Consider the following 25789-nt stretch of genomic DNA (forward strand, 5'->3'; position numbering starts at 1 on the left):
TGGAGATATTCTCTTGCTTGTGAACACGAATATTCTCTTTGAGTTCAATCATTTCCTTTCATTATTTTTATTATTTGGTAAAAACTATATCCGGAGGGCTCTATATGGCTAAATCGGGACTGTCTTTTAAAAGTGTCGGCGGTAAACTCATGCTCGCTTTTGCGCTGCTCGCCTTGACCATTTCTGTTTCGCTGGCTTTTATTTCCTATTTCAGCGGTTCAAAATCCATCAGGGTCGAAGCTACGGAAAAGCTGGCTGCCGTTTCCGAATTGAAAACTCAGAAAGTTGAAGAATTTCTGGAGATGCGTTTCAGCGAAGCCCATGTCATGACCGGGCTCGATAATCTGAAATTCAATATCGACCGGACCATAGAGGATGCCCGGTTATCCGGCATTGATCCGAATCTGACTGTTGAGCAGAAAAGAGATATTCTGGAGCAGATATCAGAAAACTACAGGTTTGTTAAACAATATCTGCTGAAAAATAACAAAGAGCTGGGCGTCTTTGCTGAAATAAAACTTGTCGCGGCATGGGATATAAAGAATAGAAATGGCGAGGTCATTTTTACTGAGGGAGATCAGCTCATCAGCTCGGGTAATTATTCGGGAAATACCAGTAACAGGAGTATGTTTACCGGGGCCCTGGACCTGATGGAGCTGAACAAACAGGGGGTGACTGCGGAAGAAACGGGGTGTCCTTTTCTCTATTCCTCATCCTTTGAACACTGCAGCGAACTCAATCATTCCTCTATTCACATGTCTCATGGGATCGGAAGATACGGCCTGACTACGGAACAATTGAAGATGAACTCTCCCGTGGAAGAGCGTTTTTCTTCCATTCTCATTTTCGACATCGATACGGTCAGAATCGAAGATCTTCTCAACGATGCAACAGGTATGGGCGAATCAGGCCTTTCTTATATGGTTCAGAACGAGGGAGACGAATATCTGGTTCTGACTTCAGACCGGCTGGGCCGTTTGACTGCCCTTGAGTCGAATGTCAACGGATCGGAAGGTATCTCGCCTCATATGAACCGTAATGAGCTGAGACGGGGCACAGGAATATGCCTGACCAATGAATACCTCAATGAACAGGGGACAAAGGTTCTGGCCCATAATCATATGCTGAAAGTCGGCGAATATGATGTCGCCCTGATAACGGAGATGGATTCCGACGAAGTTTTCCAGGGGACTTCGACTCTGCTCAGGATAATATCAATAGTGTCCATAGTTATTCTTATTCTCTCCACTATCATCTCCATCCTGTTCAGCCGCACAATCTCCACGCCTGTAAAATATGTTTCGCAGGTTATGTCCGTTCTGTCCACGGGAGATCTGACTCAGGAAGTGGATAAGAAGGTTCAGCAGAGAAGCGATGAAATAGGGGATATGACACGGAGAGTCAATGATCTTGTCGAAAAGCTCCAGGACATAGTCAGCGTCGTACTGTCCGGTTCGCAACAGATCGCCACGGCCAGCGAGCAGCTCGCGGAGGGAAATCAGGACCTCTCCAACAGAACGGAACAGCAGGCCTCGGCTCTGGAGGAAACATCCTCTGCTATCGAGGAGATGATATCCTCTATCCGGTCCAATGCGGACAATACCGTATCGGCGGAAAAACTGGCGCAGGAAGCTCTCAGGAAAACTGAGGAAGGAAAAACCGCTGTCAATTCCATGATGGATTCCATGGATGAGATAAATGCGTCGAGCCTGTCCATTGCAGATACTATCGATATAATTACAAATATCGCCTTTCAGACAAACCTTCTGGCTTTGAATGCCTCCATTGAGGCTGCCCGTGCGGGAGAGGACGGTAAGGGATTTGCCGTCGTGGCAGTCGAAGTGCGGAAACTGGCTCAGCGTTCCGATAAAGCCTCCAGCGAAATCGCAGAAATCATAAAAACAAGCAGCCGGAAAGTGGAGGAAGGTGTGGAAATCGCCAGAAAAGCCGGTGAAATGCTTAAGGAAATCGATCAGTCGGTCAGGAAAGTGACCGCCCTTGTCGGTGAAATTTCCGCAGCATCGCAGGAGCAGCTATCCAGTGTTGACGAAATTGATAAGACCATAACAAACCTCGATGAAAACACTCAGAAAAACGCTGCTCTCGTGGAAGAAGCGGCTTCTTCCACGGAAGAATTGTCTTCCCAGGCCCAGGAGCTGAACAGCAATATCAATTTCTTCACCATTAAGAAAAACAGGACGTGATGCCAATCTGATCTGTGCGGTATTTTGACATTTTAAAAGTGAGCTTCCATAATTTAAAATGTTGGTTTTTTAAACAGAAAAGAAGGAGTTTTTCAGATGAAACTGAGAACGAAGATAGTTCTGGGATTCGGGATTGTAATTGCCCTGCTCGTTACAATCGGTGTCATCTCATTGCTGCAGATCAGCACGGCCTCCGGCGGGTTTGAAGAATACCGGGGACTGGCTCGCGATACCAACCTGGCCGGTCAGCTCCAGGCCAATATGCTTATGGTCCGTATGAATGTCAAGGATTTCGAGATTACCGGAAGCGAAGAGGACAAAAAACAGTATGATGAATATCTCGAGCTGATGAACGGTTTTCTGGAACAGTCTCAGACGGAGATCCAGAAACCGGAACGGGCCGCCCTTATCGATAATGTTGATAACACGGTTCTGGAATATGAACAGGCTTTTCAAAAAATAGTTGATTACCAGGCACAGAGGCAGGATCTTGTCTCCAAAAACCTCGATATTATCGGGCCGGTCATGGAGCAGGATCTGACGGAAATCCTGGTAACAGCAGAAAGAGACGGCGATATGATGGCTTCCTACAACGCTGCTATGGCCCTGAGACATCTGCTTCTCGGACGTCTCTATGTGGTTAAATTCCTCGATAATAATCTGCAGGCCCATGTGGACCGCTTCCATCAGGAGTTCGACCTTATGGATGATAGCCTTGACATACTGAATAATGAATTACAGAATGCCGACCGGCGAATGCATTTGTCAAGAGTCATGGAAGACAAAATTACCTATGAAGAAAAATTTGTAGAGCTTACCAAAGTTGTCTTCAGCCGGAATGATCTGCAGCATAACACCCTCGATGTCCATGGACCCGAAATCGCCCAATGGGTTGAAGATGTCAAGCTGTCCATCAAGGCTGACCAAGACGCTCTGGGACCTCAGCTACAGGCTTCAAACGATAGAGCCAATATTATGATATGGATCATTCTGGCTGTCGCTACAGCGGCCGGCGTCGTCATAGCTCTCATGACTATTTCCAGCGTTCTGAAACAGCTCGGGGGAGACCCGGCGGAAATTCAGACCATAGCCGAGAAGATCGCCCGCGGAGACCTCCGCAATGACGGTTCCGTTAATAAAGAAGGAGCGATCGGTGTCTACGCTTCCATGGTGCAGATGATGGGGAAACTGACGGAGATCGTCGATCTCTCCCTCTCCGGTGCGGAGCAGATCGCCTCGGCCAGCGGTCAGCTCGCTTCGGGCAACCAGGATCTGTCTACCAGGACGGAACAGCAGGCGACCGCCCTTGAGGAGACATCTTCGGCAATTGAGGAGATGAACTCCTCTATCCGATCCAATGCGGACAATACGGGCTCGGCCGATCAGCTCTCCCGCGATGCTCTTGAGAAATCGGGAGACGGCGCCCTGGCTGTGCAGACTATGGTCACGGCCATGGATGAAATAAGCGTGTTCAGTACCCGTATCGCCGATATCATAGAAGTTATAAACAATATCGCCTTCCAGACGAATCTTCTGGCCCTCAACGCTTCCATTGAAGCGGCCCGGGCCGGCGAACAGGGGAAAGGTTTCGCCGTTGTGGCCGTGGAGGTCAGAAAACTGGCCAAACGATCTGATAAGGCTGCCTCGGAAATCGCCGACATTATCAAGACCAGTAACAGGAAAGTGGAAGAAGGGGTGGATATTGCCAATAGAGCGGGCGAAATGCTCAATGAGATCACCGCTTCGGTCAAGAAAGTGACAGCGTTAGTCGGAGAAATATCAGCCGCATCACAGGAACAGCTTTCCAGTGTGGACCAGATTGATAAAACTCTGGCCAGCCTCGATGAAAACACCCAGAAGAACGCGGCGCTGGTTGAAGAAGCCGCTTCTTCGACCGAGGAACTGTCTTCCCAGGCGCAGGAGCTGTTCTCCACCATGCAGTTCTTTAAACTGGATAGAAAGAGCACTGTGGATATTAAAAAACTGAGGAAGGGAAGAGACTCGTCTGAGGTAAAGGTTAAATCCATAGAAGCTCCCGGATCGACAGGCGTGACCCTCGTTGATGACAGATCATCGGATGGAGGTAAATCCGGAGAAGGTTCAGATGCTTATGAAACATTCTCATCGCTGGCCGATGAATCGGACTTCGCGGAATTTTAAGGAGATAAAACCATGAAAGAAGATAGAAGAGATGACAACAGGGAAACAATCATGACTCTGGAAGATGAAGAAGAGGATCTGCTTGTTTCCCAGCTTAACATGGATATCTCCAACCAGTTCGTCGTCTTTTCCGTTGAGGATGAGGAATACGGAGTTCCCATACTGGCCGTTCAGGAAATTATTTCCCTTCCCAATCTGACAAGAATTCCCGGTGTACCGGAATACATTCCGGGAATTATAAACCTGCGGGGAAGCATTATTCCTCTCTATGAGCTGAGAAGCAAGTTCAAACTGGAAACCAGAGAGCTGGACAACAGCACAATCGTTATTATCGCCCAGACGGGAAGAGACAATCATCGAACAGTCGGTTTCATAGTCGATGCCGTTTCAGATGTCGTCAGCATTACGGCGGAGAATCTGAGCGAAAAGCCGGAGTTCAGCAAAGCTGTTGATGCCCGTTATATTGAGAAAATCGGAAAGATAGGAAACAGAATGATTATCATAATAAATCTGTCCGATTTCTTTTCGGAAAATGAACAGGCCGTTCTCGATTCGGCTGTTTTGTAAATGAATCAGTTGAGATAAGGGAGCCGGATTTCAATAACGGTTCCCTTTCCTTTTTCCGTGTAGATCACTTTTATTTTGCCGCCGTGTTCTTCAATTATGGAGTATACGCCGGTCAGACCATAATTCAGTCCCGTTTTATAACCTCCGGTTGAAAAGAACGGCTCAAAGATACGTCTTGCTGTTTCCTTATCCATGCCTTCGCCGGTATTTTTTACAGCAACGACAATCCACTGGTCCTCTCTGTAGGCCTTGAGCGTCAGAGATCCGGCTCCCTTTATGGAATTCTCTCCGTTTTTCAATAACAGCAATACGACCTGCTTCAGGTCTTCTTCATGTCCCGAAACAAGGAGATTGTCCTCGATTTTACCGATTTTTTCGATATGTGGAGAGATAGTCCTGCCATAGGATTCCCATAGAGACGAAAGCATCGCAGAGAGGTCGAGCTCCGACTTCTCGCTTTCGCCATGGAAGCCCCTGGACAGGTTCTGAAGCTCCCTGATTCTTTCCGTCATTTTTTCTACAATAGTCTGAATGGCTTCGTAATAATTGCTCCCCCTATGGGAAGGGGATTCATTTCTTGCTTTAAGGGAAGCCAGCTCAATGTAATTCATAATACCCTGAAGGGAATTGCTCAGATCATGGGATGCGTTTCCGGCGAAATCTATAACGGCGGCCATTCGCTGACTGGTGATCAGAGCTTCCTCCGCCTGTTTCAAAGGGCTGATATCGCTGACAGCGATGCGTCTGTCTCCCGATGGTTCTGAAAAGAAGTTGAGATGGGCATGGAAATATGTCTCATCAGCTTTTTTCATTCTCAGGGATAGGGACTGAATGGTTGAAGAATCTCCAGTTGAAGAGCTCTGGTTTAACAGGTAATATTCGTCCTGATCATCGGGCCATATCAAAAGCGTTATATTTTTATTGATAATATCGCTGTACGGGAGGCCGAACATCCGCGCAGCTGTCTGGTTTATATCATGAATCGTCCCCTGGCTGTCACAGATAAGATAACCGACGGGAGCCGTATTAAAAAGATCTCTGTATCGGGCGTTGGATTTTTCCAGTTCCTGCTGCGACGCCAGCAGCTCAAGGTTCTGCTGTTCCAGCTCTATCTGGTGAATGTTCAGTTCTTCCAGCAGTTCCTTTTCATTCATGATCTTTCACTTCCTTCTCATCCACTTCTTCGAAAATGGTGTAAACCTGATAGGGTTTGTCAGCATTTTCTCTGTAGAGCGGTATGGCCTGAATCTTCAACCACAGCCGGGCATTCCTGACAGGATTGAAAACGCCCATATAAGAGTCTTTCACAATGCGGTTTTCTTTCAATGCCTTCATGGCCGGGTGTTCATCTCCCGGAAAATCGCTTCCGTCACTTTTAATGGCTTTCCATGCCGGATCCATTGATGTCACGCCTTTTAACTGATCCAGAGAGAGCCCCAGAAGATCTATGGCTGTGTGGTTGGCGTCGATTATCCGCCCCTCTTCATCCTGAAAAACAATGCCCTGGTTCATCGTCTGGAAAAGAAGGCTTCGTCTCTCTTCGGCTAATTTCCTTGTCGTTACATCAATAAAAAGAATTATCAATCCATCCACTGCGTTTACGTTGGTCCTGTAGGGGGTTACTTTCAGAAGCAACCATTTCTGCTGGAAGTAAAACTCTTCTTCGTATTCTTTCAGAGTCTTCAGGACCGTCTGGCAAAGATTTAAAAAGCCCTTATGAAACTGCTCGAGAGCAAAGTGCCCGATGTAGCGCTGCCGGTCGCTTGGCTGGATATGGGTTATCTCTGATGCTATGCTGTTTATTTTTCGCAACTTCAAATCCCTGTCCAGAAAGAGAACGCCTATCTTGGTGTTTTTCAGAAGATTTTCCAGATCGGCGGTCATCTCGCTGAGCTCTTCGATTTTCTTTATGTGTTCGGCATTGACCGTGTAGAGTTCTTCATTAACAGACTGCAGCTCTTCGTTGGTGCTCTGCAGTTCTTCATTGGAAGCCAGCAGCTCTTCGTTGGATGACTGGAGCTCTTCATTGGAAGTTTCCAGCTCCTCAACCGTGGCCTGGAGGCTTTCGCTCTTCAGGCTCAACTCTTTTTCCAGCTCTTCGATCTGATCTGTGTAGTGATTCGGATAATTAAAATTTTCCACAACAACAACGGAATCCGACTTGGGAAGCTTCTCTTCTTCAGTGAAGCTGATAAGGAAATAATTTTCCGGTCTGTTTGTTACGGATAATTTCCGGCAGGAGATCGAAAGGCTGTTCCCCGACAGCTCCTCAAGGGTGATATGGTCCATCACAACCGGATTCTTTGTTTTGTCCGCCCTCCTCAGGAGGCTGCTGACAATGGCGCCCATTTCTTTCGACATCATTTTCAGTATATTGAAGCTGGCCTTTCCAACGGGGAACTGCAGATAATTGTTTACGTTATGAAAAATATGGAGCAGTTCGTAACGGGAATCGACCAGGACCGAGGGGGGGATATAACCGGATAGCAGCTCCGTGAAGATATTGTCGAGAGACTCTCTTTCCGTCTGCCGCATTCTGCTACGGGTTCCGAGAGAACCCATTCCCCTGTTGGTGATGATCGGTTCTCTTTTCAGCAATTCGTTGACCGAAGAGAGCCTGAAGCCCTTTTTGTACTGATATATTTTGGCTTTGCTATCGAGGCAATCGAATCCCTCTGAAAGGTTGCCGATGGATTCGCTGTTGCCCAGAAAGAGAAATCCCGGATCATTGAGAGACATGTAGAAATAGGAGAGAACTCTCTGCTGCGCCGGAGTTTCCAGATAGATGAGAAGGTTACGGCAGGTTATAAAATCGATCTTTGTAAAAGGGGGATCGTTGATAAGGTCCTGTCTGGCAAATACGATAACGCTCCGTATGCTGTCAGAAATCAGGTAGCCCCCGTTCTGTCTGGTAAAGTACTTTTCCAGGAAGGGAAGGGGAACGTCGCTCACAATGTTCTCCGGATAGAATCCGGCACCGGCGAAACTCAGCGCTTCCGTATCGATATCAGTAGCGAATATTTTTATATTCCTGAAAGTGCGGCTTTTTTCCATATGGTCGAAGAGGAGAATCGCCAGGCTGTAGACTTCTTCTCCGGTGGAACAGCCGGCGACCCAGACCCTCAGGTCCTTTTCTATGGGAATGCTTTCGAAGAGGCGGGGGATGACTGTCCGGGATAGAGTCTCAAAATAGCTTTCATCCCGGAAAAACCGGGTCACGCCGATAAGCAGTTCATTGAAAAGGGTTTTTATTTCCCTTTCATTGTACATAAGGAAGTTAAGGTATTCGCTGATGCTGTTAAACCGGTTGAGGCTGATTCTCTTTTCCAGCCTTCTGAGGACCGTATTCGGTTTGTAATGGCCGAAATCCACACCGGTTGTTTCGCGGATAATGGAAATGATCTTGGACAGTTCCGTTTCGTTCTCATTGGAAATCTGCTCCATTTTCCGGGAATTGATTGTCAGCGGGTGTCTGCAGTAGTTAACCAGTTCATCAGCCAGCCTCGGTGGGGACAGGACGAAATCCACCATTCCCGAGGAGATGGAACTGCGCGGCATCCCGTCAAATTTAGCTGTCCTCGTATCCTGCGCCATGGAGATGCCGCCGGCTTCTTTAATCGCTCTAATGCCCAATGTTCCGTCGGAGCCGGTTCCCGATAAAATAACCGCGATGGCATTTTTTTCCTGGTCTTTGGCCAGAGACCGGAGGAATATGTCAATGGGAAGATTCAGGACTTTTCCCGGCAGAGGGTCGTTCAGCAGCAGGGTTCCCTGATAGATTGTCATATTTTTCCGGGGCGGAATGAGATATACGTTATTCACTTCAACAGCCATGCCGTCTTCTACCAGGTGGATCGGCATGGACGTAAAACGGGCCAGAAGCTCATTCATCATGCTTTTATAGTCGGGAGAGAGGTGTTGTATGACAACAAATGCGGCTCCCGGACGGGAAGGCATATTCCTGAAAAAGTCTTCCAGGGCTTCAAGACCTCCCGCCGAAGCGCCGATTCCGACTACTGGAAAGCTGGAAACGGGGGATTCTTTATTGGCGGTGTTCTTATTTGTACTCATTACTTATGACGACCTCATATCCTGATTCGCTATCCGGATTGTTTTAGTCTCCTTTTTCAATTATCTTATATCGAGGGAGAAGAAACAAACCCCCGATTAATAGATTTCAATCGGATCGGTCCCGAAAAGTTCACCGATTTTCATTAAAAGCTGTTCAGCCGTAAAAGGCTTTTGAATAAAGGAACCGGATTTTTCATCAATTTTGTATTCATTAAGGATTTCATTGGAATATCCCGACATAAAGATAACTCTCAAATCATCTTTTATCATTCTCAATTTTTCATAAAGCTCCGTACCGTTCATACCGGGCATAACGATATCGCTTAAAATGAGGTTGATTTCTCCATGAAGTTTCATCACTTCAATGGCATGATCTGCATCGGAGGCTATAAAGATTCCGATTCCCTTCTGCTTCAGCATATCTCCGACCGTGTTTCTTATGTCCTCTGAGTCTTCGATGATAAGAATTCTACAATCTTTAATCAATACTTCCGGAAGCGGCTCTCTCTCCGGTTGAGCTGTGATTTCCTCTTTTATAATCGGTAGAAAGATTATGAATTCCGTTCCCTTTCCCGGATTACTTTCTACGATAATCCTGCCTTTGTGCTGTTCGATAATACCGTAGACTGTTGCCAGGCCCAGTCCTGTTCCCATTTCGCCTTTCGTAGTGAAAAAAGGCTCGAAAATATCTTTGAGTATTAGGGGATCCATACCGCAGCCGTTATCTCTGACTGATATTTTTGCATATGGCCCGGGAGGCATATACTTCAGATCCGCATCTGATAAGTCGCCGGGAACCACCAGAGAAGAACTGATAAGGATTTTCCCCTCCGGTCCTTCTATGGAATCCCTGGCATTGACCACGAGATTCATTATGACCTGTTCTATCTGGCTGCTGTCGGCGTAAACAGGCAGTTCTTCAGAACAAAGATTCAAAGTAAATGTCATATCCTCCCGGAGAGTCCGGTAGAGGAGGATACTGAAGTTCTGGATAATCGTGTTGAGGTCCCGGACTTTATAGGAAAGGTCCTGTTTCCGGCTGAAGGCCAGCAGCTGCTGAATTATCTCCCGGGCGCTGATTCCCGCTTTCAGAATCATTTCAGCTCTTTTCCGGTTTTTTTCATCTGTCTGATTTTGTGCGAGAAGATCTCCATAAGCCAGTATCGGAGTCAGCATGTTGTTCAGGTCATGAGCTACCCCGCCGGCCAGCCGGCCGATGGATTCCATTTTCGAAACCTGGTTCCGCTGCTCCTCCAGTCTTTTCCTTTCCGTTAAATCCCGGATAAAAACGTAAAGATCGTCGTCTTCGACACTTTTGTTTATATTGACTTCCACCTCTACAAGGGAGCCGTCTTTGCATCTGTGCCGGGTTTCAAAGCGGTCCTGTCCTTCTTCTATTACAATTTGTGTGCGTTTTTTTATTACTTCTTCGCTATCAACGGCTTCGATATAAGCAATAGATCTGCCGATAAGCTCTTCCCGGGAGTAACCGGTCAGATCGCAGTAGGCATCATTTATATAGAGAAATTCACTATTCTCATTGACAATCCAGAACCCGTCGAATGACGCGTTGATGGTATTCCTGAATTTAATCTGCTCTTTCGTTTTCTCCTCAATCTGCTTCTCCAGTTCCTTGCTCTTCTTTGTGAGCGTTTCATAGGCATGGAGCATCAGGTTGGCGGAATTGATTTCATTCTTCAGAGCCAGTGTGAAAAAACTTATAATATTGCTGATTTCTTCGGTAAGATTCTGCTCAAAAAAACCCAGAACACCTTCCAGGACGACCACGCCGATCACCTGATCATTGATGACAAGAGGATGGACATAATTCAGCAGTTTGGCCATCTCTTCGTTTCCTCTATCCTTATAGTTCGAGACTTCCCCGGTATAAATGGCTTTCAGGACATCTTCATTATCAATTCTGTCAATAACCACGGGATCAGTTGTCAAATCGGCGTAGTACCATTCCGCTTCCTTTTCATAATAGATCTGGACGTTGGAACCTCCCAGAGCATTCATAATCGCTTCAGCGGCAATCTTTACAAGCTCTTCAAGACCGGCAGCGGCGGCCATGGCCGCGATAATCTCCGATTCCATCTGATAGTGGGATTTCAGTCTCGCCAGCTTTCTGTTGCGGGATTCGAGGCTTTTAATTTTCTTTTCCAGATCCTCCTGGTTCACGGCTGCATGCTCCCGAAAGATGACATAGTTTTTTTAAGAACATTTTCCAGGTTTTTCAAATCAGCATCACGCCAGTGGAGAGGCAGTCCCATTTCCCGGCTTATCTGTTCCGCTTCGTTTTTGAAATCATCGCTGCAGGGGGTTCTCAGTGCGAGAAAGTATTTGTGCGAGTCCCTGAAAATTTCCTTTTGGATGGATTTTTTGCTGCCCATTGTTGCGGGGATGATTCTGTCCCAGCTGCGAGCCCAGTCCTCCAGCAGAAAGAAGGCTCCCCGCTTCAGTTCCCTTTGGAAAATATCTTTTCCCAATAGTATTTCCACGCAATTCTGGCCCTCTGTTCTCACCGCTCCGTATCGTCTGCAGATCTCATCCATAAGGGGGTGGCAGGTTCCATATACAAGAAGGGGCGGGGAGGCTTCGACTTTGGTCAGGGTTGCATCCAGGGCGTTTTCCAGCTTATTGAAATCGATGTGAAGGGACGAATCGAGATAACGTTCCCTGAAGGTCCAGCGGTTTTTGCGGACGAGATGCTGAATCTCTTTTTTCAGAATCCCGCAGCTGACGATTTCCATCAGTAACGGCCTGTTTCTTTCACCCGGTTTATCATAAGCTTGATTTTCTCCTCTTTTATGGCCATGGGCATGACGAGTGTTCCGAAGGCGAAACCGCCTCCGGGTTTTCCTGCTTTCACAATGCGGTCCACTTCATCGATGATCTCCTCGCTGTTTTGAGAGATCAGTTTAATATCGTTTATCGTACCAACGAGATTTCTCTTTCCGTCGATAAGTGACTTGGCTTCGGCCGCATCATCGAGAGGATTGATATATATAAAGGGAAAATCTGTTTCTTCCAGAAGCGGTGTAATCATCGGATTAATCTGCCCGCCTCCGTTAAAATACACCATGTTTGATCCAGTCCCCTCCGAATCCCGTTTTATCCACTCCAGAGCGTCGCTTCTGAACTTATTGACAGAGATAAACGATGCTGACGCGAGAGGGTTCATATACACGATCATATCGGCACCTTCGTCGATTAATGCCTTTGTTTTTATCCTGCAGAACTCGGAACACTTCTCCATAAGCGTGCGCGCGGCTTTATCGGAAGAAAAGTAGAGGAGTTCCATCCATCTTTCCATTCCGATGAGAATGGCCGGCATGGAGTAGGAGCCGACGACAGCGCCAAGCACCGGATAGGAGTCACCCTTTTCCTCTTTCAGTATTTTCAAGGTTTTTGCCACTTCGTGGTGGGCTTTAGTGTCCAGAATATCTTCCGTCACCTTAAGTTTGTAGATATCGCTTTCGCTGTGGAGAACAAGGTCTCCCACATTGGGCGGTCCCTCTTCGGAATAAGCGGTATACCGGGATCCGAGCATCTCCGCATCAATCGCCGTATGGTGAAAAGCCCATAGATTATCGTAGCCGAATTTTTCCGCCAGTTTCAACTGACCTTCAGCCACGAATTCCCCGCGGCTGTAATACTCTTTCAGGGGCATTCCCAGTTCTGCGGCGCCCTGTTCGAAAAGGTTGCAGATAACCGGGACCCGGTCCGGCAGCTTGCCGGACATCAGACAGCCGAACCTTTCTTTAGGCGTCATGGTCTATCTCCTTCAGAAGGCGGTTTATTTCATCAACCGCTTCAATGGCTGTCGGAGACCAGGCATCGGCTTCGGTTTCGAGGTACAGGTTCCTGTCGAAAAGATAAGGCGCTCCGCCGACTATTATCTTGATCTGTTTTTCCAACCCTTTTTCTTTCAGTATCTTTCTCACGCCGCGGGGGCCGTTTATCCCCCGTGATGTGTGAACCATCATGGAGGAGATTCCGATAACAGAAGCGTTGTTTTCCAGTGCTGCTCTTACAAAGAGCTCCGGACGGACATTGATTCCTATATCAATGACCTTGAACATATTGCTATTGAGAATGGAGCCTACAATTTTCTTGCCCAGACCGTGGTAATCGCCCCGGGCCGTACCCAGAACGATTGTCCCCCGGGATATAGGGGAATCGGGAAGCAGGGGAATCAGCCTGTCGGTAATCTCCGATGACACCTTGGAGCATATGTAGTGCTGCGCCAGTGTGGAATTCTCCTTATCCACCAATTCCCTTTCCATCCGCGAGATGGAGGGGATAATGATATCGAATATAATGGATTGCGGAGCCATTCCGCTCTCCAGAGCTGAATCGATTACGGCTATGGCCTCATCGCGGTCCGTATCGAAAATGGCATTGAAATAATCTTCGAGAACCAGTTCCGTCCGGTCCATTATTAATTCTCCAGCTCTTTTAAAACCCGCTCCAGGTCTGTGGTTCTATAGGGTTTGCGGAGGACTCCCGCCAGTCCCTTCTCTTTCATCTGCTCAATATCCTCATTTTCCGAAAAGCCTGAGGCTACGATAACCTGTACATCGCTGTCTATTTCCAGCAGTTTCAGAAAGGTTTCCTTGCCGTTGAGTTCAGGCATCATGAAATCGAGGATAATCAGGTCTATACTATCTTTTTCTCTTTGGTAGATTTCCAGGGCTTCATATCCGTCGGCTGCTACAAGGGAGTCGTATCCCATCGACTCGAGAAGGTCCGGAAGAACTATCCGGTTCATCTGTTCATCATCAACAACGAGAATCCTTTTCGATGCTCCCTTCATTTCGTAATCTCCTGTTTCATTCCCATCCTTATTGTCTTCCATTTCAATGTCTCCTGTAATTTTGAAGGAAAGGCCGAATATGGTGCCCTTGTTTTCTTCCGACCGGACTTCCACATAGCCGTTATGGTGGAGCATGGTTCCGTATACGGCTGCCAGCCCGAGACCGCTGCCTTTTCCCGGTTCCCTGGTCGTAAAAAACGGTTCAAAAATTCTTTCTATATTCTCCGCAGGGATTCCGCATCCCTTATCTTCGATTTCAAGCGTACAGTAGGTCCCTTTTTCCACTTTAAAAGAATTGATTTCTCCGGACCGTTCGATTCTGGTATCTCTAGTCCGGATTATCAGATCCCCGCCGCTTTCCATTGACTGAACCGCGTTTTCACAGATATTCATGATACAGTTGTGTATTTCCGACGAATTGCCGGATATGAGAAAGTTACGGGCTGATAGATCCATGGAAAGAGATATATTCTCTTTGAGAGATTCTTTAAGGACATCGGCTGTTTCTGCAATTATAAAATGGAGGTTGAGTTTTTCAAAAAGGAGATCTTCCTTATGTCCGAAAGACTTCAGTTGCTCCGAAAGTCCGATAGCCCGTTCCGCCGCCTGGGTGATTATGTTGAGATAAGCTTCGGCTTTTTCCTCATCTTTGTCCCGGATGTTCTTCAGAAGATAAACAGAATTGAGAATTCCGTTCAGCATATTATTGTAATCATGGGCTATTCCGCCGGCTATTTCTCCGATAATATCGAGCTGGCTTTTCTGGCGCAATCTTTTTTCAAGCAGCACATTCTCGCTTTCCCTTTCCACAAGTTCGCTTATATCTTCCTTGGAGGCTATGAATGTCTCTATTTTATCATCGGGACCCTTCACCGGTGAAATAATGACCTGCTCCCAGTACAATTCGCCGGATTTTTTTCTGTTCTGGAGTTTTCCGTTCCAGTCCCGCCCCTCTTTTATCGTATCCCAAAGGTCTTTGTAGACCGTGGAATCCATCAGCCCGCTTCTGAAAATCCGGGCGTTTTCTCCCAGCAGCTCTTCGGGGCCGTATCCGGAGATTTCACAGGTTTTTTTATTAATGAATAAAATGTTTCCATCGAAATCGGTAATGACTATGGACAGCGGGCTTTGATCTATGGCTTTTTCGAGATTGACCATATGCCTGTCGTTTCCCTCCAATTCGAAACCGCCCTGAAATTCTCTGTCCTGTATAACCTCTTCCCCGGAAATGAGGCTGCCTTTCGATTTACTTTTTGATGCATCGGTAGATAAACCGACAAGAAGGTTAGAGCCACTATTCCTGTCTTTATAAATGGAAATTTCCGTGTGGGCTCTGTGAAGGGTTCCTTTTCCGTCTAGATAGCGGTGTTCAAAAGAGTTTTCCATTTGTTTGAGATTGATCAATCCATAGTGGTTTAAGGGAATAAAGGAGAAATAATCCGACCAGGGGCCATCCTTGATGCTTTTTTCTTCATCTTTATCAAAACCCTCTTCGAACATCAGACGGAACGATTCGTTGGTTTTTATAATGGTTCCCTTTATATTCAAAATCCAGAGAAAAGAATCAATCTGCTGAAGAACGGTACAGAGCTGTATATCTTCACTGACATCTTTTTTCATTTTCAATTTTTTCAGACGTCTGTTGTAAAACAGAAGCAGGATCATTATCGCAAGAATAAAAATGGAGAGAATGAAAAGATTCAGAAATTTAAAAGATCTTTCTTCATCTTCGATTCCGAGCCACTTTAAGTCGATCTTTCTGTATTCCCCATTGGCTTTCAACAGAGAGAGTCCCTCTTTGAAGGGATTGAGATATTCGCTCTTTTCTTCAAGAGCGCCGTAGTTGTACTGGGCGCTGATAAAAGAATACTGACCCATTGTCAAATTGGTAATTTTCAGTTTTCTGATCCAATAGTCAGCGGGGCTCTGGGCCGCAATGGCGCAATCCCCCTCTCCGCTGGCCAGTTTTATCAGAACCGATGAGAAGGAATCTACGGGGATCAACTGCTTTTCCAGACCCTTTCCCTTCAGCATTTCATGGGTAATGTCATTTTTCAGAACCAGAATTCTTTTCCCTTCCAGATCCTCAAAACTGTTGATCGGACTATCCTCCACTCTGGTTATCGCCACGTGATTTACTGAAGAATGGGCCTGGGTAAAAGCCATTGTCAGGTCCCGTTCCGGCGAGTAGAAGAGTCCCTGAACCATATCTATTTCCCCGTTTATCAAGCGGTTGTAGGTGACCGTCCAGGGAGCCAGTATTATCTCCACATCGAGATCCATGTATTGGGCAATGGCTTTTGTCAAGTCTACGTTAAATCCGGCCGGTTCGCCGTTTTCATCGAGGAATTCATAGGGGGGGTAATCGCTGTCTCCGCCGATCCTGATTTTTTTCTGGGTGCTTCTGTAGGCTCCGAGAGGAGAAAACCACTCGAATTGGAGCCTGTCGAAGGTCCCGTCGGCGATGACCAGGGAGAGTCCTTCGTTCAGTGTCGCCAGCAGCTCGCTGTCGCCCTCCTTTACCGCGAGGGAGAAACTCTGGTTAAATCCCGGCAGATCAGCAAGGGCCGGCCGGATATTCTCAATTCCCAGTTCCTTTATTGTTTCCAGACCCATAAGCCGCTGGGCTGCTACGGCGTCGACTTTTTTTTCCGAAAGAAGAAGCATGGCTTCATTAAAAGTCTCAGTACGGACAATGTCTCTTTCATCCACCCGTGCGGATATATATTCATCTGCCGTATCGCTTTGCATTACGGCTATTTTACTTCCTTTCAAATCTTCGAGACTGGAGAGAAGTGGGGAATTCTCATGAAAAAAAAGAGTGCCGTGAAGCTCCATATAGGGAAAGGTGAAATCGAAATAGCCTTCCCTTTCGGGCGCTCTTGCAACCAGAGGCAGCAGGTCGACAGCTCCTTCCTGAAGGAGATCCTTCAAAACAGCCCACTTGTCGACATGAATGCGGTAGGAAACATTCATTTTATTGAGAATGCTTCCGGCCAGTTCGACTGAAAAGCCTGTAATTTCATTTTCTTCGTTGAGAAAGGAAAAAGGCGGGTATCCTGTTTCGGCTCCCATCAGTACGGGAGCTTCCAAACCGTGGAGAGTCGTTAAGAGGGCTAATGTCATGAGGAGCAGGAATAATGAATATTTTTTTCCTTTCATATCTTATATTCTAGGAGGGCAACCGGTTTGTTTCAAATCAGGAGGAAATAAAACGGGCAATTTTCACATCTTCCACCAGAGTGTGGTACTTAAACCAGTTGACCAGAAATTCCACAATGGATTCGATGTGGATTTCCTTCATCTGAAACCGGGTAACCTGGTCTGAGAGCTTGCCGATCAGTTGAAGATGCAGTTCCCTGTGCTTATCCAGATCGGGATATTTGATTTTCTTCATATATATTTCTTCGCTGAAGAAGTGAAACCTGGCGTAGAGAATGAGCTCATCGATGTGAAGCTGGATAAACTCCGACTCCCTGTCGCGCAAGGCTTCGACTTCTATTTCTCTTATAAGGTCGAGAAAAAAGCGGTGTTCCCGGTCAATCGAATCCAGGCCGATTTCCAGGCTCTCATTCCACTCGGGGATTTTCTGATTGTAATCGTATATGGTTTTCTGTCCCATCTTCTATATTCTAGAATATTCCCGCGGTGTATGCAAAAAAATCACGGGAGTATTTTTGCGAGAATCTGGCTCAACTGGGGAATCTGGAAGGGTTTTTTCAAAATATCCTCAACCCCTTTTTCTTTCATGATTTCCAGCTTTTTATGGTCTGCATAACCTGTCAGGATAAGGACTCTGGCTTCCTTATTAATCTCTCTTATCTTCTCAAAAGCTTCATAGCCGTCCATAACAGGCATGACCATATCGAGAATGGTCAGATTGATGGATTCCATGTTCTGCCGGTAGGTTTCCACGCCATCGGCTCCGTTTTCCGCGAGGAGAACGGTGTAACCCAGGGACTCGAGGATTTCCTTTCCCGTATCGCGGTTTACAGTTTCGTCGTCTACCAGAAGTATGCGTCCCTTACCGAAAATTACATTTTTCTCCGCTTTATCCTTTGCCATGGATTTCTGATCGGAGGGGATGAGAAGGGTCATGGTTGTTCCTTCTCCCTCCACGCTGGTGACGCTTACGGTTCCGTCGTGGTCCTCTATGGTCCGCTTAACGGCCGAAAGACCCAACCCTGTTCCCTGGCCTTCTTTTTTTGTAGTAAAAAAGGGTTCGAAAATCCTGCCTATATGCTCCTCATCGATTCCCGTTCCTGAATCAGTAATTACAATTTTCTCGTAATTCATCCCTTCGGAGTTGCTGTCTGTAGTTTTTTCAATTATCAGATCACCACCGTCGGGCATGGCGTGGCTCGAATTTATACAGATATTCATGATGGCATTCTGTATGGAGGAATAATCAATAAATGCGAAAGATTCAGATTCCATTTTCAGCGTAATATTGATTTTCCTGTCCAGTGTGTCTTTCAGAAGGGATACCGTATCTTTCAACAGCCCGTTGAGATTAACAGAATTCTTATTGTAATTTTCTTTCCTCGACAGGGCCAGAAGGCGCCTTGACAGCATGGCGGCGTTTTCCGATTGGCTGATAATGATATCGATATATTTGGAAAAGTCGCCGGTCCTATCCTTCATTTTGAATTTGAGGATCTCGGCGGAACTGATTATTCCTCCGAGAATGTTGTTGAAATCATGAGCCACGCCGCTGGCCAGCTGCCCTATAAGGTCCAGCCGGCTTTTATGGCCCAGCTCTTTCTGGAGATTGTGATATTCCTTTTCGTTGTTTTTCCTGTCCGTTATATCCTGTAATGTCCCGTGGATTGCAGTTATTTTCCCGTTCTGGTAACGGGGCTGCCCCTTGACGACAACCCAGGTTTCCTTGTCAAAATCCAACATGAGCTGGACCTCGATTTCAAAGGGAACACCGGATTTTACGGCTCTATCAATAGCTGTCTTGACAATATTCCGGTACTTCTGTTTAAAAAAGAGATAGAATGATTCAAGATCGGGTTCATAACTGTCCTGCAGTCCGTATATGCGATACACTTCCCGTGTCCAGTTCAGCTTCCGGGTTGCCATATCGAGTTCCCATCCGCCTACGCGGGCGATCTGGGATGCCGTATCGAGAAACTGGTAACTCCTGTTCAGCTCGGCCTCTATATCCACTCTTTCGGAAATATCCTCGATGCTGATGATAAACCAGAACTCTTCCCCGCGGCTTACGGAAGAGCCGTTTATCCGCACGGGAATTTCCTTTCCTTTTCTCGTCTTTATCTTTTTCTCGTAGGGTTTCATAATCCCCGAATTTCTCAGATCTTTCAGATATTTCTGATCTTTTTCCCGGAAATCCTCCGGTGTAAAATCATCCATCGTCATATGGGTGATTTCTCTATCGGAATAACCGGAGAGCATCTGGAAAGAAAAATTCGATTCCAGAATGCGGTTATCACTATCGAGAAGGACAATTCCCAGAGGAAGGCTGTTCAGCAGGTTGCGGTAATACTCCTTGCTGAAGTGCTGTTCCTTCAGCAGTTCGTCCTGTCTGTTCCAGATTCTGACAAATCTCTTTTTGATATAAGAAAGGTCGTTGTTTTTCTCTTCCTCCGGCAGGTCTTCATCAAAGAGGCCCATCTTTTCCTTCTCGTAAATAAACGCCCGAATAGAGCTGAGAGGAAGCTGGACTGTTCGGTAATAGGCGAAGGAAACAGTCAGAGATATGAGAGAGAAAATACCGAGAAAGAGCATCATGAAAAGGCGGAAATGGTTTATGAAACCGTCCTGTATGTTTTTATCGGTAAGAGTCAGATATACTGAACCGACGAAAACAGCTCTTGAACCGCTATTATATTCAAGCTGTTTTCCTCTTGTGAAGTATTTCTCCTCTCTTTCATTCAGCCCCAGAGCTGTGGCAATATACCGGAAAAAATCCGGTAATGTTTCATTGAGCGATTCCTCTCTGGCGCTGAGATAGTCCATGGTTTCCCTTATGTAGCTTTTTGTGCTGCCCATGGAGATAACTGTTGCGTCGCTTTCATCGTATATATTGATACCGGCGATATCTCTGTCGTAGAATAAAGCCTGGCCTATTTCTTCGATTCTTTCATAATTGACGATCCAGAGGGGGTAGGCGAACTCTTCAATCTCCTTTCTCAGCAGGACATCCATCTTCATGTTGAGATTCCTGTATGTGTCCTTCCATTCGAACCATTGCATCAGCAGAAAGAAGGCCAGAGTCAAAACTGCTGTCATAGGCAGAATGACTACATAGAAGGTTCGCCTGAGAGTTCGTGTTCTCATTATTTATACCGGTTCACATATAACTGCCATTTGGGATCGGAATCGATCCGGGCCAGTACCGTATCGAGAAAGCGGCGTAGCTCTTCATCGCCGCCGGATACGATGATACGTCTGTAATAGGATGAATGGAGTTCTCCCGATAAATAGAGCGTCTCCTCCATATTGTTTGATTTAATCAGGTATCGGGAGGCCGCGAGCGGCGCTATGGTAAAATCAATTCTCCCTTTTTCAATCATTCTGAAATTGTTCAGATGGTTTTCGTTGTCGAATCGCCTTATTTCCCCTGCCTCTACAAGGGGGTCTATATCGACATAATGGTGTCCTCTGACTCCGCCGAACCGTAGCCCTTTTACTGATTCGGGGCCGCTGTAATCCAGTTTTAAATCCATAGATGAGATAACTGTATTGCCGTCGAGCATCAGTTCGCCCCGGGTCCACAACAGCGTTTCATCGCTGAACCAATCGGGAGAGACCCAGGGGATAATGCCTTCGACCTTTTCCTCCAGGATTTTATCGACACGGGCGCGCGTCATGGTAAGTACCGTAAAATCGTAGACTCCATTGGACTTCTCTGTCAGATAACCGGCCAGATCGTAAGTCAGGCCGCGCTCTTCATCGATGATAAAGGGCGCATGGGTGTGGTAAGTATACACTTCAACATGTCTCGGCTCTGCAAAGAGAGAAGCAGCCCAGAGGACGGCAGCAGAAACAAGGAGAAAAAATCTCACGGTGATGCAATATCCATCACTTTGGTTATGGCAAGGGACTCCAGAAAATCGTAAAGCGTGCTGTTTATGGCAGAAATTCTGAAATCACCGCCCAGTTTTTCGATTTTTTTGTTCATAAACAGGAGTTTTCCTATTCCCGAACTGTCAATATACTCCGGTTTAGTCAGATTCAGGCTCAGTTTAATCTGTCCCGAATCAATCAATTCCACGGCTTTTTCCTTCAAGGCTGTCGCTTCATCACCGGCAAGAGAGAGGCTGTCAACAACAAGCTCGACTGTATCTCCCGTTCTGTTTTCTCTGATACTCATTTAGCTCCTCCACACATTTTTCTATTTTAATTATGGTTCAGAAACCGGCAGATTTCACCGGCAATTTTATTTAAGGGCAGAACAATTGAGGCCGCGCCGTATTCAACCGCTTTGCCGGGCATACCCCAGACGACGCTGCTCTGTTCATCCTGAACGATGTTATAACTCCCCGCGTCTTTCATTTCCTTCATGGCCATGGATCCGTCATCGCCCATACCGGTTAGCATGACACCTATGGCATTGGGCCCCGCATAATTGGCGACGGAGTTGAACAGAACGGCCACTGAGGGTTTGTGGTAGTGGACCCGTGGACCTTCCCGCAAATTTATGACATATTTGGCCCCGCTCGATTTTATCGAGCAGTGCTGTTCTCCCGGCGCCACATAGACGAAACCGTTCTGTATCCTGTCTCCCGTTTCGGCGATTTTCACTGTCAGGGGCAGGTTGGCGTTGAGCCTTTCGGCAAAGGCATGGGAGAAACGAAGCGGCATATGCTGCACTATGACGATTCCCGGTATGTCCACGGGCAGTTCCGACAGTATATCCATAATGGCTGTGGTCCCCCCTGTAGAAGAACCCAGGGCAATCACTTTGTCCGTAGTGCTCCGCGAAACGGTGAAGCGGCTTTGGGGGGCTCTGTCGGCATGGGCCACGGCTTCGGTGGTTTTTTTGAATCGGAGCAGAAGTTTATCCCGGACCTGCGGTTTCCCTGCATTTCGGATTGACTGGAGAATAGTCGGTTCAAGCTCTTCAAGCTGAAGAATGTCTTCCGGCTTGGCAAGAACGTCAAAGGCTCCGTGTTCAAAAGCCTGAAGGGTGATCTCCGCATTACGCTGAGTCAGGGAAGAGAGGATGATGACCGGTGTCGGTCTCACTTTCATCAGTTTTTCCAGAAAGGTCAGACCATCCATCCTCGGCATTTCCACATCGAGGATAATGACATCAACTTTGTTTTTCTTCAGCTTTTCTATGGCAAATATCGGATCGAATGCCGTATCGACCAGATGCAGGTCGGGAGCCTTTTTTATGATATCGGTCAGAACTTTGCGTACGAGGGCTGAATCATCTACAACAAGAATATCAATCATCTCCAATCCTCCTGTATATGGTTTTTCCGATAAGCTCGAATCTGTCAGAAATTCCCGACAGGGACTCGCTGTGTCCCAGAATCAGATAACCGTTGGGTTTTATATAGTTGTGAAGTCTGTTGATCAGTTCCACCTTGGTGTCGTGATCAAAGTAAATTATAGCGTTGCGGAGAAAGATGATGTCCATTTCCGGCAGCATATATGTCTTGTCGTTAAGGTTGAGCCGGAAAAAATTCACTTTCCCAATCAACTCCTTTTTAACTTTTACCAGATTGCTCTTCTCTCCGGTTCCGCGCAGGAAATACTTTTCCAGGATCGGGCGGGGAACTTTCTCCACATCCCGTTCCTGATAGATCCCTTTCGATGCCGCGAGCAGAACTTTTCGCGAGATATCCGACGCAAAGAGTCTGGCATTGATCCTGCGCCCTCTTTGTTCTTCAAACTCTTTTATGGTCATGACGATGGAATACACTTCCTGACCTGTCGATGCCGCCGCCGACCATATGGTCAGCTGTTCCCTTCCCGCCTTTTCCAGTACCTCATCCTTTAGAAAATCGAAATGATGGGATTCCCTGAAAAAATGAGAGAAATTGGTCGAAAGGGAATCGACCAGCAACTCGAACTCCCGGCCGGACGTATCGTCCTTCAGGTATTCGACGTATTGCGCGAAGCTTCCCATCTTCAGCTCTCTTATCCGCTTGGACAGGCGGGAGACAATGAGCGGTCGTTTCTGTTCAGTCAGGTTTATTTTGGCATAGTTGTACACAGCCCGGGAAATGTACTTGTATTCCCTGTCATTTAAAACGAACACAGACATCTCCTTCCCGTCAGAAAATGGTAACATCGGATTTCTGTTTGAGCGATTTGAGTTTCCTCATGTAGTTTCTTTCCTCTTCAACAGCCGGTTCGAGATCGACTTTTTTAACGAATACGGAGTTGTTCTCCGTCAGAAAGAAAATCTTCCGCCCCCAGGTCGCCCCGACATTTTCGCTTTCAATAGGTATTTTTTCCATTTTGAGATAGGCTCGCGCAAAACCAATATTCTTATCGCCCACGGTGGTTCCTGTCATGTTTTTATTGATGACTTTGCCTCCGCCGAATATTTTGGCTTTGAGATGGATTCTTTCGGCGCCCCGTTTCTGCATCTCTCCGATGAGGACTTCCATGGCGGTTATCCCGTAGCGCATGGAATGTTCGGTCAGCTTTTCCTTATCAATTCCGGAACTGTTTATAAGCGATTCCTGCCCCCCCGAGGGAAGCATAAAGTGATTCATTCCCCCGATCCGGTTCACAGGATCGTAGAGGCAAACGGAAATGCAGGAACCCAGAACTGTCGATATGACTTCTCTGGATGTGCTTATGTAGTACTCCCCCGCAAAGATGGTCATTATCTGGGTCTTGAATTTCGAGTCGTATTTTCTATACATTTTTCGCCTGCTGATTTGTTTTTACCAGACTCTGGATATCGATGATCAGGGCTACATCGCCATCGCCCAGAATCGTGGCGCTCGATATATGTTCCACTTTCCGGAAGTTTTTCTGCAGGGATTTCAGAACGATCTGGTATTGTTCCAGGACATTATCAACAAGTATCGCCGCTTTGATTCCGCCGCTGTTGATAACGATCACTTCCGCTTTAGAAGGCTCTGAAACAGGGTTCTCTATATTGAAAATCCTGTGAAGCCGGATCATGGGGATGTAGTTCCCCCGGAAGAAAATCAGTTCCTCTCCGCCCGAAACAGACTTGAGGTGAACCTCTTCGGGACGGAATATCTCCAGAATGGATAAGGTGGGAATAATGTATTTTTCAGAACCGATGCTGATGAGCATTCCGTCGAGAATGGCCAGGGTCAGCGGCAGGTAGAGTTTGAAAGTCGTTCCCGAGCCCTCAGTGGAAATAATGTCGATATTGCCGTGAAGTTCGTTAATGGAGCTTTTAACCACATCCATGCCGACACCCCGTCCCGAAAGGTCGGTAACGGCTTCTGCCGTAGAGAGCCCCGGGTGGAAAATGAGGTTGAGAATCTCGCCGTCGTTAAGGCGGGTCTCTTTGGTAATAATTCCCCGCTCCTCCGCCTTGTCCAGCAGTTTCTGCCGGTTAATGCCCCGTCCGTCGTCCGAGACTTCGATAACCACTTTGCCGCTTTCCAGATAGGCCGCCAGCTCGAGGTGGCCTTCTTCGCTCTTGCCGCGTTTCAGACGCTCTTCTGTTGTCTCTATTCCATGGTCGATACAGTTCCGGACAAGATGCTTGAGAGGATCGTTGAGCTTTTCGATCATGTTCTTGTCAAGTTCGGTCTCCTGGCCGCTCAGGTTCAGGCGGATCTTCTTTCCCCTTTCCGAAGCCATGTCGCGGACAACTCTTTTAAATCGGTCGAATGTGCTGCCCAGATTCATCATTCTGAGCGAGGTCACCTGCTCCTGAAGGAGCTGGGTTATGTTTTTAAGCGAATCGGTTACGGTGGAAAAACTGTCGGGGAGGATTTCCTCGTGTTCTTCAGTAAGCATATTGAGCCTGGCCTGGGATATGAGAAGCTCGCTCACGGTGTTGAATATTTTTTCCAGCTTGTCAGTGGGAACGCGGATATAGGAATCGACTGTTCCGATTTTCCGGCGGTCCGTTTTTCTCCGGTCTTCCTGCCTTCTCTCCCCTTGAATCGCATCTCCGGGGATCTGGCCGGTCCGCCTGTCCCCCTTCCTTCTGTCGCCCCCGTCAGATCTGTCTTCTCGGTCCACCGGCTCTATCTCCGGCTCTGTTGAAAAAAAAGCATCCGGTGCTTTTCCGTTCACTTTATAGGAATCGAGCGGCTCTCCCGATTCCTTCAAAGCCGTCAGATTGGTAAAACGGAGATTCGATTCATCTATGACGAAACAGAAAATATCGGTCAGTTCCTTTTCATCAATTTCCGTTTCGTAAAAGAGCTTCCATTGGAGATACATACTTTCGGGATCGAAATCGTCCGGTTCCGGTAGTTCCTCAAAAAAGGCTTCCACCTCCGCAATGGTTCCCCTGGAGGAGAGGTCGCTGAGAAACATGAGGGGATCGATCCCCGTGAGAAACAGATCCTTTCCGTACTCGAGCTGCAGAAAAAAGAGCCGCTTTTTTCCTATCTCTTCTTTCTGCGGTTCCGTTTGTCTGTCCGGCTCTGCGGCCATATCATTCAGTCTGGTCCGGATCTCGTTTTCCGTTCCGGCGGTTTCCACTCCCTCATCGGCTTCCAGCCCCTCTTTGATATTGGCAATCATCATCTTGAGGCTGTCCATGGCGTTGAGAATTACCGAAATGAGGTCTCCCGTTATGGATAGAGAACCGTTTCTGATGTTTTCAAACAGATCTTCTACAATATGCGCAAAGTCCTTTATGCTGGAAAAACCTGCCAGACCCGCTCCTCCCTTGAGAGAGTGAATGGCTCTGAAAGCTTCGTTAATGGTATCGCTGTCATCGGGAGTCTCTTCGAGAGTTATAATCAGATTTTCCAGAATTTCGAGATTCTCTTCAGCTTCCTGTATAAAAATATCATGCAGCATATTGTCCATA

At 47.0% G+C, this 25789-nt stretch carries 18 protein-coding genes; 3 read left to right on the forward strand and 15 right to left on the reverse strand.

Features of this window, described 5'->3' with window-relative positions:
• Positions 1-104: 104 nt before the first annotated feature.
• The 3 genes from HNR50_RS09085 to HNR50_RS09095 all read left to right on the forward strand — a co-directional run bounded on the left by HNR50_RS09085 (position 105) and on the right by HNR50_RS09095 (position 4931).
• Positions 105-2204, forward strand: a complete 2100-nt coding sequence (locus tag HNR50_RS09085) for a methyl-accepting chemotaxis protein (protein WP_184746060.1) — start codon at positions 105-107, stop codon at positions 2202-2204.
• Between the two features lie 96 nt (positions 2205-2300).
• Positions 2301-4364: a HAMP domain-containing methyl-accepting chemotaxis protein gene (locus HNR50_RS09090; RefSeq protein ID WP_184746062.1), complete on the forward strand. Its 2064-nt coding sequence runs from the start codon at positions 2301-2303 to the stop codon at positions 4362-4364.
• A gap of 12 nt (positions 4365-4376) precedes the next feature.
• On the forward strand, positions 4377-4931 hold the full coding sequence (locus tag HNR50_RS09095) for a chemotaxis protein CheW (RefSeq protein WP_184746064.1): 555 nt from the start codon (positions 4377-4379) through the stop codon (positions 4929-4931).
• A gap of 5 nt (positions 4932-4936) precedes the next feature.
• Here the strand turns inward: HNR50_RS09095 and HNR50_RS09100 are convergent, their stop codons facing one another.
• From HNR50_RS09100 to HNR50_RS09170, 15 genes are all read right to left on the reverse strand, one after another.
• Positions 4937-6085 carry a two-component system sensor histidine kinase NtrB gene (locus HNR50_RS09100; protein WP_184746065.1) on the reverse strand — a complete coding sequence of 383 codons (1149 nt, stop codon included), beginning with the start codon at positions 6083-6085 and terminating at the stop codon, positions 4937-4939.
• A complete protein-coding gene (locus HNR50_RS09105; protein WP_184746066.1) occupies positions 6078-9002 on the reverse strand; it encodes a chemotaxis protein CheB in 2925 nt (974 codons plus the stop codon). The genes HNR50_RS09100 and HNR50_RS09105 overlap by 8 nt, the downstream gene beginning before the upstream one ends.
• A gap of 96 nt (positions 9003-9098) precedes the next feature.
• On the reverse strand, positions 9099-11183 hold the full coding sequence (locus tag HNR50_RS09110) for an ATP-binding protein (protein ID WP_184746068.1): 2085 nt from the start codon (positions 11181-11183) through the stop codon (positions 9099-9101).
• A complete protein-coding gene (locus HNR50_RS09115) occupies positions 11180-11755 on the reverse strand; it encodes a DUF1638 domain-containing protein (RefSeq protein WP_184746070.1) in 576 nt (191 codons plus the stop codon). The genes HNR50_RS09110 and HNR50_RS09115 overlap by 4 nt, the downstream gene beginning before the upstream one ends.
• A complete protein-coding gene (locus HNR50_RS09120; RefSeq protein ID WP_184746072.1) occupies positions 11755-12777 on the reverse strand; it encodes a uroporphyrinogen decarboxylase family protein in 1023 nt (340 codons plus the stop codon). Before HNR50_RS09120 ends, HNR50_RS09115 begins: the two co-directional genes overlap by 1 nt.
• Positions 12767-13444, reverse strand: coding sequence for a cobalamin B12-binding domain-containing protein (locus HNR50_RS09125; protein ID WP_184746074.1), 678 nt, complete (start codon positions 13442-13444; stop codon positions 12767-12769). Before HNR50_RS09125 ends, HNR50_RS09120 begins: the two co-directional genes overlap by 11 nt.
• A 2-nt stretch (positions 13445-13446) precedes the next feature.
• Positions 13447-16983: a transporter substrate-binding domain-containing protein gene (locus tag HNR50_RS09130; RefSeq protein WP_184746076.1), complete on the reverse strand. Its 3537-nt coding sequence runs from the start codon at positions 16981-16983 to the stop codon at positions 13447-13449.
• A gap of 37 nt (positions 16984-17020) precedes the next feature.
• Entirely contained in the window at positions 17021-17443 is a 423-nt protein-coding gene (locus tag HNR50_RS09135; RefSeq protein WP_184746078.1) for a bacteriohemerythrin, read from the reverse strand.
• 41 nt (positions 17444-17484) lie between these two features.
• Entirely contained in the window at positions 17485-20127 is a 2643-nt protein-coding gene (locus HNR50_RS09140) for a PAS domain-containing hybrid sensor histidine kinase/response regulator (protein ID WP_184746080.1), read from the reverse strand.
• The gene (locus HNR50_RS22720; RefSeq protein WP_184746082.1) at positions 20127-20855 is read right to left on the reverse strand and encodes a transporter substrate-binding domain-containing protein; all 729 of its coding nucleotides are present in this window, start codon (positions 20853-20855) and stop codon (positions 20127-20129) included. Before HNR50_RS22720 ends, HNR50_RS09140 begins: the two co-directional genes overlap by 1 nt.
• Positions 20852-21163, reverse strand: a complete 312-nt coding sequence (locus HNR50_RS09150) for an STAS domain-containing protein (protein WP_184746084.1) — start codon at positions 21161-21163, stop codon at positions 20852-20854. Before HNR50_RS09150 ends, HNR50_RS22720 begins: the two co-directional genes overlap by 4 nt.
• 26 nt (positions 21164-21189) lie before the next feature.
• Positions 21190-22251, reverse strand: a complete 1062-nt coding sequence (locus tag HNR50_RS09155) for a protein-glutamate methylesterase/protein-glutamine glutaminase (protein ID WP_184746087.1) — start codon at positions 22249-22251, stop codon at positions 21190-21192.
• Complete coding sequence (locus tag HNR50_RS09160; protein WP_184746088.1) at positions 22244-23062, reverse strand: CheR family methyltransferase; 819 nt, start codon at positions 23060-23062, stop codon at positions 22244-22246. The genes HNR50_RS09155 and HNR50_RS09160 overlap by 8 nt, the downstream gene beginning before the upstream one ends.
• Before the next feature lie 16 nt (positions 23063-23078).
• Positions 23079-23678: a hypothetical protein gene (locus HNR50_RS09165; RefSeq protein ID WP_184746090.1), complete on the reverse strand. Its 600-nt coding sequence runs from the start codon at positions 23676-23678 to the stop codon at positions 23079-23081.
• The gene (locus HNR50_RS09170; protein WP_184746092.1) at positions 23671-25788 is read right to left on the reverse strand and encodes a chemotaxis protein CheA; all 2118 of its coding nucleotides are present in this window, start codon (positions 25786-25788) and stop codon (positions 23671-23673) included. The genes HNR50_RS09165 and HNR50_RS09170 overlap by 8 nt, the downstream gene beginning before the upstream one ends.
• Position 25789: the final 1 nt, after the last annotated feature.

It is taken from the genome of Spirochaeta isovalerica (assembly GCF_014207565.1).
GTDB lineage: Bacteria > Spirochaetota > Spirochaetia > DSM-2461 > DSM-2461 > Spirochaeta_F > Spirochaeta_F isovalerica.